Here is a 13272-nt window from a genome sequence, read left to right on the forward strand (position 1 = left end):
CGCGCATCCTACTGCTGCGCCACGTCATCCTTCTCCCAGCCGCCGCCGAGAGCCAGAAACAGATTGATCTGCCCCATCGCCACCTGCGTGTTGGCCTCTGCCATCTGCGCGCGTACGTCGGTGTAAGTGCGCGTGGCTTGCAGGTCGGCGAGGAACGAGGCGCGCCCGGCCTGATAGAAGCGGTGCGTCTGGTCAGCCGCTTCTTTGGCAGATTGCTCGGCTTCTCTGAGGGCGTCGCGGCGGTCGAGCAGGGCGGTGTATTGCGCCAGGCCAGTCTGGGTTTCACGGATGGCGTTGAGCACCACACCATCAAAGCGCGCAAGGGCCGCCTGCGCCGAGGCTTCGGCTTGATGGATGCGGGCGCGCGAGCCATTTGAAGGGATGGTCCAGTTCAGCAGCGGGCCGAAGCCCCAGCGATTGGCCGCCGGTTTGCCGAGGTTCTCGATCAGGCCGGTGGTGCCAATGCTCGCGCCGATGCTGATGTCCGGATACAACTCGCCGGTGGCAACGCCGATCTCGGCAGTCGACATCGCCAGATGGCGTTCAGCCTGACGCACATCCGGGCGGCGTTTGAGCAGTGCTGCGCCGTCGCCCACAGGAATGACCTGCGCAATCTGCGGCAACTGGTTGCAGGCGCTTACCCCGGCGGGCAGTTGCTCGACAGGTTTGGCCAGCAACATCGACAGGCGAAACATCGCGGCCTGACGGCGCGCTTCGTAACGGGGCATTTCGGCTCGCAGTGACTTGAACTGCGTCTGCGAGCGAGTGACCTGGGTTTCATCGCCACGCCCGGCATCGCGCAGGCGCTGGTTGAGGGTCACGCTCTGTTGTTGCAGGTCCAGCGATTCGCGGGCGATATCGAGCTCTTCGTTGGCCGCACAAATCTGCGTGTAGGCGCGCACCACATCGGCGACCACTGTGATACGTGCCGTATCCACCGCCGCCTGATTGGCATCGACATTGGCGTGCGCCGCCTCGATGCCACGTTGCAAGGTGCCGAACAGATCGAACTGGTACGAAGTGGTCAGACCCACGTCGCCGACATTGGCCACCGGCACCTTGTCGGTCAGCAGAAACGCCTCGCCGGACTCCTGCACGCGCTGAGCGCCGATCTTCGCGCCGTTGGTAAAGCCGCCAGCCGCCTCGGCTTCCGAGGTCTGATAGCGAGCACGCTGCAGGTTGGCGGCGGCGATGCGCAGGTCGGTATTGGAAGCGATGGCCTGGCGCACCAGCTCATCCAGCCGCGCATCCTGATACAGACGCCACCAGTGCGCCGGCACCGGGGCGGAAACCGTGTTGACCGAGCGGCCCGCCAGTTCACCCTGCAGGTCCGGACGGTTGATCGCGCCCTCCTTGGGCAACCGGTAATCCGGGCCGACCATCTGGCAGGCCGACAGCACGGCGGTAAAGCCGAGCGCGGCCACGCGTAAAGCACGTTTCATCGGCTGCGCTCCTGCGTGTCGTCGATGATCGACACCGTCGCGGTACGTCCGGCAATCATGCGGAAGTCGGCGGGCACGTCATCGAAGGCGATCCGCACTGGAATCCGCTGCGCCAGACGCACCCAGCTGAAAGCCGGGTTGACGTTGGGCAGCAGGTTCGAGCCACTGCTGCGGTCGCGGTCTTCGATACCGGCAACGATGCTCACCACATGGCCGGTCAGCCGCGCGTTGTCGCCGATGACGCGGATGTCGACGCCCTGGCCGACATGGATGCCATCGAGCTTGGTTTCCTCGAAATAGCCGTCGATGTGGAACGACGTCGAATCAACCACCGAAAGCACTGGACGCCCGGCAGTGACGAACTCATGTTCGCGGGGCGCGCGGTCGTTGAGGTAGCCGTCCACCGGGCTGCGTATTACCGAGCGATCCAGGTTCAACTGCGCGGCGTCCACTGCAACCTTTGATTCGCCCAGTGCGGAAAGGGCTCGGGCTTCGCGTGACTGGCTTTCTTCCAGTTGTTCGCGGGCGACCAGATTGCCCAGGCCACGGTTACGTTTGTTCTCACGGCGTGCCTGCTCCCAGGTTTCCTGACGTTCGGCGACCGTCGCCTGCGCCTGGCGCAGTGCCAGACGGAAGCGGTCCTGATCGATGGTGAACAGGACCTGGCCCTTGTGCACGGGCTGGTTGTCAGTGACTTCGACCTTCTGGATCAGCCCGGAGACGTCCGGTGCGATTTGCACGATGTCGGCGCGGATATGCCCGTCGCGCGTCCACGGTGCATACATGTAATACATCACCATGCGCCATACGACCACGGCGGCCAGGGTGACAACCAGCAGGGTCAGGACCACGCGGCCCAGTGTCAGTATCGGTTTTTTCATGTCATCAGGTATCGACTTAGAGTATCCACGGCGCCGAGCAACAAAGCGTATAGACCTACGTTGAACAAAGCCCGGTGCCAGACCAGACGGTAGAAGTGGGCACGCGACAGCACCGCATGCACGACAAGAAACAGCAGATAGGCGATGCCCATCATCGCCAGAAACGTGGGGATGAAGATCCCGCTGATATCCAGATCACCGATCACAGGGGCGCTCCATCGATGTTATGCGGCAGTTGTTCGGTCAGTTCCCCGCCCACGGTGACGATCTCGACCCCCGGCAGCAGCGCCAGGCGCAGGCCGCTGAGAGCATGCAGCAGGTGCAGTCGGGCCGGGTTGTCGCCCATCTCCTGATCGGTCAGTGAACGGCGTGCGCGGTCCATGGCCATCAGCAGGCCTCTGGGCGCGGGCAGTCGTTCACCGGCCTTGCGGCACTGTTTGAAATAGCCGCTGACTTCGTCGATCACCTGACGCAGCAATACCTGAGCCGCAGGCGTGGCGCGGCGGGTGTAGGCCAGCAGGTCGAGCATGTTCAGCGCGACGCGCAGCTCACGCAGGGCAATCCCGGTGTCCTGAGCGGTGAGCGTCAGGCGCGGCAATTGCTGCATCAGGCGGTCGAGCATTTGCACGCCCATGCGCCGGTGTTCGGCCAGAGAAGCGTTTTCACTGAGGCTGGCAATGTCACGCCAGCTGAAACGGGTCAGACGCTTGACGGCCAGTTCGACGCCGAACGGGCGGAACACCAGGGTCCAGATGAAGGCGAACAACAGCCCGGCAGGACCCGCCAGGTTGGAGTTGAGGAAGTTCATGAAGTCCGCGTCATAAGCGCTCTGGATGCTGATGAACGACGAGGTGTTGACGATGGTCAGCAGCGTGCCGAGAAAGAAGCGCGGTTGCACGGTCAGGGTACCGACGCAAATGAACGGCACGGAAAAGGCCAGCACCAGCATCGGGAAGTCATGCAGGTTGGGCAGCACCACGAACAGGTACAGGCTGGCGAACACTACCGAGAGCAGGGTCCAGAAGAAGAACCGGTAGATTTGCGGAGCAGGGTCGTCCATGGCAGCGAAGAAGCTGCACGACACCGCTGCCAGTGCCACGGCACTTGCGCCGTCTTTCCAGCCGAGCAGAATCCATAACACCGACGCAGCAATGATCGCCAGTACTGTCGAAGTCACCGAATAGAGCATCAGGCCGCGGTCGAGAAACGGGGTCAACCGGCCCAGGCGCCAGTGGCGATAGACCGCGCGCCACTGTGACTGATCGTCGGTCTTGATCGCGTATTGCAGGGTTCGGCAATCCAGCCACAGGTCGATCCACTCACCCAGCCTGAACAGCGTATTGGATAGCAGCAGTTGATCGCGATCGTCCAGTTGCGCGGAATCTGGTTGCAGACTCTGCAAGTCGTGGTGCAACTGTTGCCATCCTTCCAACTGCGGCGCGTCGGCAGTGCTTTCGAGCCAGTCACAAGCCTTTTGCAACAAGGGCTTGATGCTGGCCAGCAGCTCGGGCGTGCGCCGCTCCAGCGCCCACAGCGCGTCATCCAGCGCATCGATGACCGGCAAGAGGTGGATCATCCGGCCGCGCAGTTCATTGGCGTTGCGCACGGTTTGCTTACGGGCGCCTTCGTGGCTCAACTGGCCGATCATCATTTCCAGCGAGTTGAAGCTGCCGACCATCGAATTGCGCAGCGTGCCGATTTCTTCGGGCTGACAGGTACGGCTGATAAAGCGCTGACTGTAGGTCGCGGCATCACTGAACCATTTCTCCGTGGTGGCCTGAAACACAGGTGCCAGGCGCCTGGGCCAGAACATCGCACCTACGACGGCGGCGCAGATGATGCCGAGAAAAATCTCTTCGGTACGCGACACCGCGATGTCGAACACAGCCTGCGGGTTGTCGACCACCGGCAGCGAAATCAGCGGCATGGTGTAGCCGGCCAACATCAGGGCGTAGCTGTTGGCGGTGCGCAAGTGCAGGGACAGAAACAACAGGGTCCCGGTCCACAGCCCGACCACGATGGCCAGCAACAAGGGCGTTTGTACGAACATCGGCACCAGCAGCACCGACGCCGCTGCACCGGCCAACGTCCCGGCCGCTCTGTACAGCGCCTTGGAGCTGGTCGGGCCGACGAAGGGGCTGGAGACGATGTACACCGTGGCCATCGCCCAGTAGGGGCGGGGCATTTCCATCAACAATGCGATGTACAGCGCCAGCATCGACGCGCCGAAGGTGCGCACACCGTAGAACCAGTCACGTGCCGGCGGAACGCTGGAGAAAAATCCGTTCAAGCCTGGCCCCCGTGTTCGCGCTGCGCCGCATCAGCAAAGGCCTGTAACACACGCAAGGTGGCCTCCAGATCGGCAGGCTGCAGACCTTGCAGCACTTCGGCGCGCAAGCGGGTCAGCTCGGCTTCGATGGAGCAGGCCAGTGCGCGACCTTTGCGAGTCAGGCTCAAGGCCTTGGCGCGGCGGTCATTCGGGTCTTCAGTGCGGCAAACGATATCGGCCTTGCACAACTGGTCGAGCAGACGCACCAGCGTCGGGCTCTCCATGCCAGCCGCCTGGGCGACTTTCACCTGATGTGCGCCATCGCCCAGACGCGCAATGGCCAGCAACGGACCTGCGCAGGCTTCGGAAATGCCATAGGTCACCAGCGTGTTCTGGCAGATGCGTCGCCATTGGCGAGACGCGGCCACCAGGCCACTGCTGATTGTCCGATGCAGGGATTCGACAGACATGGAAACACCAGGAATTTAGTTAGGAGCGATATTGTTAGCAGGGAGATAAATAGCTTGCTAACTAATATCCCGTAACAACTGCTTACAGTCAACCCGAAGCCGCCCGGCGGAGGCGCTTTTTTAACCCGGCGAAAGCATATTTCGAGGCAGCGCAGCGTTGATGAAGGGGCGCCTTTGTCAGTTTCAAGTGCCATAAGTTCATTTTCCATGAAGATAATTGCTACCGTCTGTCGGTAATTTGCGGTTTTTTGCGCTGTATCGGCCTCGATACATTCAAAAAAATGACGCGCTTCGCAAAACACTTCTTCACGTTAATCAACGCTTGCAGCTTGGTGGTGGCACATAGCTTCATCGCAACAATTGATATCGCAATGATGGCATCGGCTATATTTAGACGTTTTGTTGACGCCAAAGCATTGTCGATGCTGTTTAAAAAATAAACGATTCAGCCGATAGTCTGGATGACCAAACGGGCCAGCACACCCGTTCCAGAGCCATTCAGTTGGTGCGCGATGCGCACCTTGCGAGCTACGCCATGATCGACCTTGCTACCTGGAATCTCTCCGTCCCTGTCGGAAGCCCTGCGACCATCATCGAAACCCCCAAATTGGTAAAGGGCTATCGGGATGGCTATTTCCAGTCCGGGGATACGCTGTTCTTCTGGGCACCGGTGACGGGTTCAACCACCGAAAACGCCAAGTACCCGCGTTCCGAATTGCGCGAGACGACGTCGGACGGAAGAGTCTTCAACTGGGCCTACTCCAGTGCCGACAACTTTCTGCGCGCGACACTGGAAGTCGATCAGGTGCCTTCCAGCGGCAAGATCGTGATCGGTCAGATTCACTGCTACCAGAGCACCGAACCGCTGCTGAAGGTGGAGTATCAGTACAAGGAGAAGCTGCAGACCGGCAATATCGTCGCCAAGTTTCGTCGTACGCCGGACTCGGAAATCGAGGTCATCAACATCGCCCAGGGTGTGCCGCTCAATAAGCAGTTCAACTACACCATCAACCTGTCGCCGTCTGGCGATCTGACGGTGAATGCCTTCGACGCAGTCTGGTACGCCAAGCTGGATTCAGCCTGGGCCAGCAAACTGTTCTATTTCAAGGCAGGGGTCTACACCCAGGACAACACCGGCTACACCACGGAAGGCGGCTCGGCCACGTTCTACAAGCTGGCCATTGCCCACGAGAAAAAGAATTGATCCTTTCGCGCCGCAGGCTTCAGGCCGCCGGGAATATCAGACTGAAGCAGATTCTGCCGACGGCGGGTTGAGCGACTTCGACCCGACCGCCGTGCAGTTGCATGATTGCCGTGACGATCGCCAGCCCCAGTCCGTTGGAATCCGAACGCTCATGGCGTGAGGCATCACCGCGATAGAAACGATCAAACAAGCGTGCGAGGGTGGCTTCCGGCAGCAACGGTCCACGGTTCTCCACATCGATCTTCCAGTGCCTGTCCACAGCCGTCACCTGCATCAGAATCTCGCTGTCTTCATCGGCGTAGCGGATCGCATTGGCGACCAGATTGCTCAATGCACGCCGTAGCAAAATCGGATCGGCCTGCAACGTACCTTGTCCATGGGGGCTCAGGGTCAGGTTGCGTTCTTCGGCCAGCCCTTCGAAATAGCCGGCAACCCGTTGCAGTTCATCATGCAGATCCAGCGATTGACGCTCCAGAGCGGCCTGGGCTTCGTCCGCCCGTGCCAGAAACAGGATGCTTTCCACCAGCCGAGAGATGCGCTCCAGCTCTTCCAGATTGGAGGCCAGCAGCGCCTGATATTCATCGGCGCTGCGGTTCTGGCGCAAGGCAACCTGACAATGGCCCATCAGCGAGCCGACCGGTGTGCGGATTTCGTGGGCCAGATCGGCAGAGAACTGCATCAGGCGTCGGTAGCCATCGTCCAGACGGTCAAGCATGGCGTTGAAGGCGTCGCTCAATTGTTGCAGCTCGACGGGCGTATCACGGCTGTCGAGGCGTTTGTGCAGGCTGGCGGGGGTGATTGCGGCGGCATGGGCAGCCATTCTTCGCAGTGGACGCAAGCCGCGACGCAGCAGTACATAACCCAGGGCTGCGGTGATCAGAAACGCCAGGGCCACGGCTATATAGATGCGCTGACGGAAGCTGGCGAGCATGGCCATTTCCTTGACCATCAAATGCGCTGCCTGCAAACGTACTTCGACACCGTTGGACATCACCTGTACGGCAGCAGCGCGCAACGGCACGCCTTGCAGGCTCATGCCGCTGCGCAGGTCATCGACACGCAGCGGTTGGTCCTGCGCCACGGTCGGCAGTTCCGGCAAGGGCGCGTGCTGCGGGTTGACGGAGATAACCGGTGACTTGCCCGGCTCGCCGATGATGAAGATGTCTTCTTCGCTGTCGAGCATGTTCTCGAACAGCTGCGGGCTGCCCTTGAGGTTGTCCATGGTCAGGTCATAGCGCAGCAGCTTGCGAAAGTGGTCCAGTCGCGCAAGCACGGCATGGTCACTGCGTTGCATCACTGTTGCTTCGATTGACTGATACAGATACAGGCCGGCACCGCTGACGGTGAGCATCGCCACCAGAGCAAATGCCAGGGTCGAGCGCAGGGTCAGGGAAGGCTGGCGTCGCATGGCCGTACCTCGCACACATAACCAATGCCGCGCACGGTGTGGATGAGCTTGACCGGGTAGGGCAGGTCGACCTTGCTGCGCAGACGCTTGATGGCGACGTCGACGACATTGGTGTCGCTGTCGAAATTCATGTCCCAGACTTCCGAGGCAATCTGTGCCCTGGACAGTACGTCGCCTTCGCGGCGCAATAACAGGTGCAGCAGGGCGAACTCCTTGTTGGTCAGCACGATAACCTGTTGCTGACGCGTCACCCGGCGGCGCAACAGGTCCAGTTCCAGATCGGCCAGATGAAAATGGTCCGCCTCGCGCACCACGCCCCGGCGCAGGATGGTGCGGATGCGCAGCAGCAGTTCAGTGAAGGAAAATGGCTTGACCAGATAATCGTCGGCGCCCAGTTCCAGGCCGCGAATCCGGTCCTGCAACTGGTCGCGCGCGGTGAGAAACAGCACCGGCACGTCCTGCCGGGCGCGCAGTACTTCGATGATTTGCCAGCCGTCGATGCCTGGCAGCATCACGTCCAGCACGATCAGGTCGTAGCGGTTTTCCAGCGCCAGGTGCAGGCCGTCGGCCCCGTGCTGGGTCCAGTCCACCTTGTAGCCGGACTCACCCAGACCCTTCTTCAGGTACTCGCCGGTTTTGGTGTCGTCTTCAATCAGCAGGATATGCATCGTTTTGTCCGCTACGCTTTTGCCTGCACCCATGGTGCGCCGATGCCGGAGTCTAACCAGTTGCCGACGAGGTGTCCGGCGAATGACAAAAATGTCATTGCCCGGTCATTCTGCGGTGCCGGTAACGGTGCAAGGATGGGTTTCAGATATCAACTGCCAAGGAAGTACCGATGAAGACTGCACTCTCTACTACGTTCGGCCTGCTGTTGCTCAGCGCTGCTGTCATGACTCAGGCTGCTGACATGAAGGTGGTTAAACCGATGCGCGGGACCGTCGACAGCGTAAGCGCCGACACCCTCGATTTCACCACCCGCTCGGGTCAGCACGAAAGTATCAAGCTGACTGACAAGACCGGTATTCGTCTTGTGTCCGAAGCTGACTTCAAGCAAATCAAAGGCGACAGTTTTGTCGGTTCGGCTGCCATCCCGCAGGCGGACGGTACACTGAAAGCGCTGGAGGTGACCGTTTTTGAAGCCAGCCTCAAAGGCAGCGGCGAAGGTCACTATGGCTGGGAAAACGCTGATGGCAGCACCGGCACCATGACCAATGGCACCGTTGGCACGTTGGCTGGCACCGATGGCCGCACGCTGACCGTCAAATACGAGGGTGGCGAGAAGAAGCTGGTGGTGCCGCAGGATGTGCCTATCGCCTACGTCGAGCCAGGCAAGGTTGATCAGTTGACCAAGGGCGCCAAGGTCGTGGTGTTCCCGGCTGACGACGGCAAGTCTGCTCGTGGTGTGGCAGTCGGCAAGGACGGGTTTCCCCCGCCGATGTAATCACCGCCAGGGCTGTCAGGGGCGCAAGGCTGCCCCTGACAGCCTTTTCCATGCCTGATCAGAGGGATCTCGACATGAAAACCCGCCCCATTCATCCGTGGCCGGTGCGCCTGACGCACTGGGTCAATGCCGTGGGCATGGTCTGTATGTTCATGAGCGGTTGGGCGATCTACAACGCATCGCCACTGATGCCGTTCACCTTTCCCAAATTCCTGACACTCGGCGGCTGGCTGGGCGGTTCCATTGCCTGGCACTTCGCGGTGATGTGGCTGTTGGTCATCAACGGTCTGATTTATGTGCTGTATGGCGTGTTCAGCCGCCATTTCAAACGCGACCTGCTGCCGGTCCGGCCGTCCGAAGTGACGCGTGACATGAGTGACGCGTTGCGTTTTCGACTGGTCCACGTCAAAGGCCGTTACAACGCGGTGCAACGGCTGATGTACTGGCTGGTGCTGGCCATGGGTGTGTTGGTGGTGCTGTCCGGCCTGGCCATCTGGAAACCGGTGCAGTTTCAGGGGCTGGTCAGTCTGCTGGGCGGATTCGATTTCGCCCGTTGGGTACATTTCGGGGCGATGACCGCCATCGGCGCATTTGTCATCGTCCATCTGCTGCTGGTCGTGCTGGTGCCCAGTACTTTGCTGCCGATGATTACCGGCGGCCGCCAGCCGAACGAAGACGGAACTGCGCAATCATGAACGAACCACGTAAACGCATCACTCAGCGTATCCGCCTGGAGCCCGCGCAGGAGCGTCAACTGATCGATATTCAGCGCCGCTCGTTTCTGCGCGCGGGGCTGACCGTGGGCGCGATGTCGATGCTCACGGGCTGCAACCTGCAGGATGGCGATCAGGTCGACAAGGTGCTGTGGGCCATGTCGCGCTGGAATGACCGGGTTCAGGCCTGGCTGTTCAATGGCCAGAAGCTGGCGCCGACCTACAGCAAGGCGCAGTTGACCAACCCGTTCCCGTTCAATGCCTTCTACCCTGAGTACAACGTGCCGGAGCTGGATCTTTCCGATTACCAGCTGGCGGTGTCGGGGCTGGTGCGGGACAAGCAGCCATGGACGCTGGGGGCGCTGCGCAAACTGCCGCAACGCACGGACATCACGCGGTTGATCTGTATCGAGGGCTGGAGCGCGATAGGGCAGTGGGGCGGTGTGCCGTTGAAGACCTTCCTGGAGTACATCGGCGCTGATACGACGGCGCGCTTTGTCGGTTTCAAGTGCGCTGACCGCTATTACTCGAGCCTGGATATGCCCACTGCGCTGCATCCGCAGACGTTGCTGGCGCTGGACTTCGGTGAAGTGGCGCTGCCACCTGATTACGGTTACCCGTTGCGGGTGCGGGTGCCGACCAAGCTGGGTTTCAAGAATCCCAAGCACATCGTCGAGATTTTCGTCAGCAACGAGAATCCTGGGGGGTATTGGGAGGATCAGGGGTACAACTGGTTCAGCGGGATCTAGGAGCGGACGCAGAGCGTCGCACGATGGCGGTAGTGAGATTATCGTTCCTCACGCTCCAGCGTGGGAATGCCGTTCGTGACGCTCTGCGTCACACAGCGGTTCTGTGGTGTCAGGTGGATGTAGGCTCGACTCAAGTCACCTTTTCGCCCCTCGGCGAGTTACTTTGATGAGGCCAAAGTAACCAAAGCCTTTCGCTCCGGTTTCCGGCCCGACTTCGTCGGGTTCCTTCGCCCTGTCACTGATCCGGGGGTNGACGTCGCAATTTGCGTTGTCTGTGCCATCGTGGTTGAAAAGCATTTCGGTGGTAGTTAATACGTTTTTGACTATCGTTCCTCACGCTCCGCGTGGGAATGCCGTTCGTGACGCTCTGCGTCACATGGCGGGTTTTTTTTTNAAAGTCCCAGCTCCGGTTTCCGGCCCGACTTCGTCGGGTTCCTTCGCCCTGGCACTGACGTCGCACTCTGCGTCGTCAGTGCCATCGCGTTAAAAAGCGCTTTCAGGCGCGGCGTTTCAGGTCAGTTCAGGCCCAGTTTGCCGCGCAGGGTCGAGAGGTCTTCTGCCAGGGTGTTGACCGGGCCGACCAGGGCTTTGCGGTCGTTCTCTTTGACTTTGTCGTAGGTTTCAAAGCCACCGTCCTTGGTTTTGTACTTGGCGAGGATTTTGTCCACGGTGGCGAAGTTCTTGTCGACTTTGCTGGAGAAGGCCTTGTCCTGTTGTTCGATCTGCGGGCGGAACAGGTCGACGATTTTTTTCGCGCCGTCGATGTTGCCCTGGAAGTCATACAGGTCGGTGTGGCTGTAACGGTCTTCTTCGCCGGAGATCTTGGTCGCTGCCACTTCTTCCAGCAGGGCTGCGGCGCCGCCGACGACTTTTTCCGGCGGGAAGGTCAGGTCGGCCACGCGCTTTTCCAGGTCCTTGACGTCGCTCAACAGCTTGTCGGCGATAGGGCCCTGATCTTTTGTGGTGTTCTGCGAGAACAGCGCATATTCCAGACGATGGAAGCCGGTGAAGTCTTCCGCCGTCACGCCTTGTTCATGGTCGTCGACGCGTGAGTCGATGGATGCGTCCAGGTCACTGAACAGTTCGGCAATCGGTTCTACCGACTCGTAGTACACGCGGGTCGGAGCGTAGAGCTTCTTGGCCGTTGCGATGTCGCCTTTCTTCACGGCATCGGTGAATTTCTGGGTGTGGCTGACCAGCTCTTCAATGTTCTCGGTCACGTAGATCTTGTAGTCCGACACCGGGCCTACCAGATCCAGCGGCGCGGTGGCGGCAAAGGCCGCCAGCGGGGTCTGGAGCAGGCCAAGGGTCAGGAGCAAAGCCAGGGGCGTCTTTTTCATGAGTGTCTTCCGGGTCGGGAGTGGATAGGTCATGCGTTTTTAGTGGGCGCTACGGCCGCCAGCAGCGAGCGACCGATGAAATCCTGGTCGCCGGTTACCCCCGGCAGGGTGAAGAAATAGCCGCCTCCGATTGGTTTGAGGTATTCCTCCAGCGGCTCGCCGTTAAGCCGGCTCTGTACCGTAATGAAGCCTTTTTCCAGATCGGCCTGGTAGCAGATGAACAGCAGGCCCATGTCCAACTGACCGTTCTTGTTAACCCCATTGGAGTAATTGAACGGGCGGCGCAGGATCAGGTTGCGCTGGCTTTCGGCAGTACGCGGGTTGGCCAGGCGGATGTGCGAATCCAGCCGGGTTTTCTTGCCTTCCGGGTCGGCCGCATAGTTGGGCACATCGCTCTCGACCTTGCCGTCCATGGGCGCGCCGGTGCTTTTGCTGCGGCCGAAAATCGATTCCTGCTCCTGCAGCGGCGTGCGGTCCCAGCGCTCGACGAAGTTGCGGATGATGCGCACCGCCTGATAGCTGCCATTGGCGGCCCAGGCCGGTTCATCGCTGCCCGGCTGCACCCAGACCAGCTCGTTCATGGTCTTCTGGTTGTTGGAATCCGGGTTCGCCGAACCGTCCCGGAAACCCAGGAAGTTGCGCGCGCTTTCCGGCGGCTGACCGGGTTTCTTCGGTGCCTGGGGCGGCACGGTGCCTTCCTGTTTCCAGCGCACCAGCAGCAGGTCGGGCAGGTTCTTGACGATGTCGCGCAGCGCATGGATGTTGCTGTCGGCAGTGTTGGCGCAGAACTGGATGCTCAGGTCGCCGTGGCAACTGGCCGGATCCAGCGCATCGTTGGGGAAACCGGTCATGCGGCTCAAGCGTTTCGGCTTGACCGGGGCCAGACCAAAACGCTCATCGAACAGCGATTCGCCCACCGACACGGTGATGGTCAGGTTGTCCGGGGTCACCACCGGACCGAGAATGCCCGAGTCCAGCGGTGGCAGTTTCGGATCGATCTCCGGCACCGGGCCACCGGTCATCAGGAACGCGATGCGCTCGTTCAGCGTGCGAAACAGGCGTTCCAGGTCCTCACGGTCGGCGGCCAGAACATCGAATGCCACAAGCATGCCCGCGGCCGGGCGCGGGTTGACGATGCCGCTCTGATGCTGGCCGTGAAACTCGTTGTGATCCTGCGTTTTTTCACTGTTCGGCGCTTCGGCGACTTGTGCAGGTGCTGCGGCAAGTACATTGCCACTCAGGCTGCTGCCAGCCAGCGCAGCCCCTGCAGCGCCGAGCCCCATCAGCACGCGGCGGCGTTGCAGGGAGGCCGGAGCGTTGGTTGTTTCTGGATTGCTGTCCGGATTTTTCAT

The 13272-nt window shown here is 60.6% G+C and carries 13 protein-coding genes; 4 read left to right on the forward strand and 9 right to left on the reverse strand.

Going from position 1 to position 13272, the window contains the following annotated elements; all coding sequences use genetic code 11:
- Positions 1-8 precede the first annotated feature (8 nt).
- From AO388_RS19060 to AO388_RS19080, 5 genes are read right to left on the reverse strand one after another with little or no spacing between them, the layout of a single operon-like run.
- On the reverse strand, positions 9-1442 hold the full coding sequence (locus AO388_RS19060; RefSeq protein WP_058416921.1) for an efflux transporter outer membrane subunit: 1434 nt from the start codon (positions 1440-1442) through the stop codon (positions 9-11).
- Positions 1439-2323, reverse strand: a complete 885-nt coding sequence (locus AO388_RS19065; protein ID WP_003344172.1) for an efflux RND transporter periplasmic adaptor subunit — start codon at positions 2321-2323, stop codon at positions 1439-1441. The genes AO388_RS19060 and AO388_RS19065 overlap by 4 nt, the downstream gene beginning before the upstream one ends.
- Positions 2320-2529, reverse strand: coding sequence for a DUF1656 domain-containing protein (locus tag AO388_RS19070; protein WP_003315925.1), 210 nt, complete (start codon positions 2527-2529; stop codon positions 2320-2322). The genes AO388_RS19065 and AO388_RS19070 overlap by 4 nt, the downstream gene beginning before the upstream one ends.
- A complete protein-coding gene (locus AO388_RS19075) occupies positions 2526-4613 on the reverse strand; it encodes an FUSC family protein (protein WP_003370307.1) in 2088 nt (695 codons plus the stop codon). The genes AO388_RS19070 and AO388_RS19075 overlap by 4 nt, the downstream gene beginning before the upstream one ends.
- Positions 4610-5062, reverse strand: coding sequence for a MarR family winged helix-turn-helix transcriptional regulator (locus tag AO388_RS19080; protein ID WP_003305524.1), 453 nt, complete (start codon positions 5060-5062; stop codon positions 4610-4612). Before AO388_RS19080 ends, AO388_RS19075 begins: the two co-directional genes overlap by 4 nt.
- A 535-nt stretch (positions 5063-5597) precedes the next feature.
- Between AO388_RS19080 and AO388_RS19085 the strand changes: the two genes are divergently transcribed.
- Positions 5598-6266: a polysaccharide lyase family 7 protein gene (locus AO388_RS19085; protein ID WP_011268396.1), complete on the forward strand. Its 669-nt coding sequence runs from the start codon at positions 5598-5600 to the stop codon at positions 6264-6266.
- Positions 6267-6285: 19 nt separating this feature from the next.
- Here the strand turns inward: AO388_RS19085 and AO388_RS19090 are convergent, their stop codons facing one another.
- Both AO388_RS19090 and AO388_RS19095 read right to left on the reverse strand, forming a co-directional pair.
- The gene (locus AO388_RS19090) at positions 6286-7674 is read right to left on the reverse strand and encodes a heavy metal sensor histidine kinase (protein WP_058416922.1); all 1389 of its coding nucleotides are present in this window, start codon (positions 7672-7674) and stop codon (positions 6286-6288) included.
- A complete protein-coding gene (locus AO388_RS19095; RefSeq protein ID WP_002554192.1) occupies positions 7653-8342 on the reverse strand; it encodes a heavy metal response regulator transcription factor in 690 nt (229 codons plus the stop codon). Before AO388_RS19095 ends, AO388_RS19090 begins: the two co-directional genes overlap by 22 nt.
- 170 nt (positions 8343-8512) lie before the next feature.
- On the opposite strand from AO388_RS19095, the gene AO388_RS19100 reads away from it, so the two are divergent.
- The 3 genes from AO388_RS19100 (at position 8513) to AO388_RS19110 (ending at position 10580) form a co-directional block, all read left to right on the forward strand.
- Positions 8513-9118 carry a hypothetical protein gene (locus tag AO388_RS19100; protein ID WP_031597595.1) on the forward strand — a complete coding sequence of 202 codons (606 nt, stop codon included), beginning with the start codon at positions 8513-8515 and terminating at the stop codon, positions 9116-9118.
- 74 nt (positions 9119-9192) lie between these two features.
- A complete protein-coding gene (locus AO388_RS19105; protein ID WP_003370324.1) occupies positions 9193-9813 on the forward strand; it encodes a cytochrome b/b6 domain-containing protein in 621 nt (206 codons plus the stop codon).
- Positions 9810-10580 carry a molybdopterin-dependent oxidoreductase gene (locus AO388_RS19110; RefSeq protein WP_003370326.1) on the forward strand — a complete coding sequence of 257 codons (771 nt, stop codon included), beginning with the start codon at positions 9810-9812 and terminating at the stop codon, positions 10578-10580. The genes AO388_RS19105 and AO388_RS19110 overlap by 4 nt, the downstream gene beginning before the upstream one ends.
- 515 nt (positions 10581-11095) lie before the next feature.
- Here the strand turns inward: AO388_RS19110 and efeO are convergent.
- Together efeO and efeB are read right to left on the reverse strand one after the other, a co-directional pair.
- Positions 11096-11920, reverse strand: a complete 825-nt coding sequence (gene efeO, locus AO388_RS19115) for an iron uptake system protein EfeO (protein WP_003370329.1) — start codon at positions 11918-11920, stop codon at positions 11096-11098.
- A gap of 29 nt (positions 11921-11949) precedes the next feature.
- Positions 11950-13272 (reverse strand): iron uptake transporter deferrochelatase/peroxidase subunit, encoded by a 1323-nt coding sequence (gene efeB / locus AO388_RS19120; RefSeq protein ID WP_003370331.1) that lies wholly within the window; start codon positions 13270-13272, stop codon positions 11950-11952.

This window comes from Pseudomonas sp. ICMP 10191 (assembly GCF_001467335.1).
GTDB lineage: Bacteria > Pseudomonadota > Gammaproteobacteria > Pseudomonadales > Pseudomonadaceae > Aquipseudomonas > Aquipseudomonas cerasi.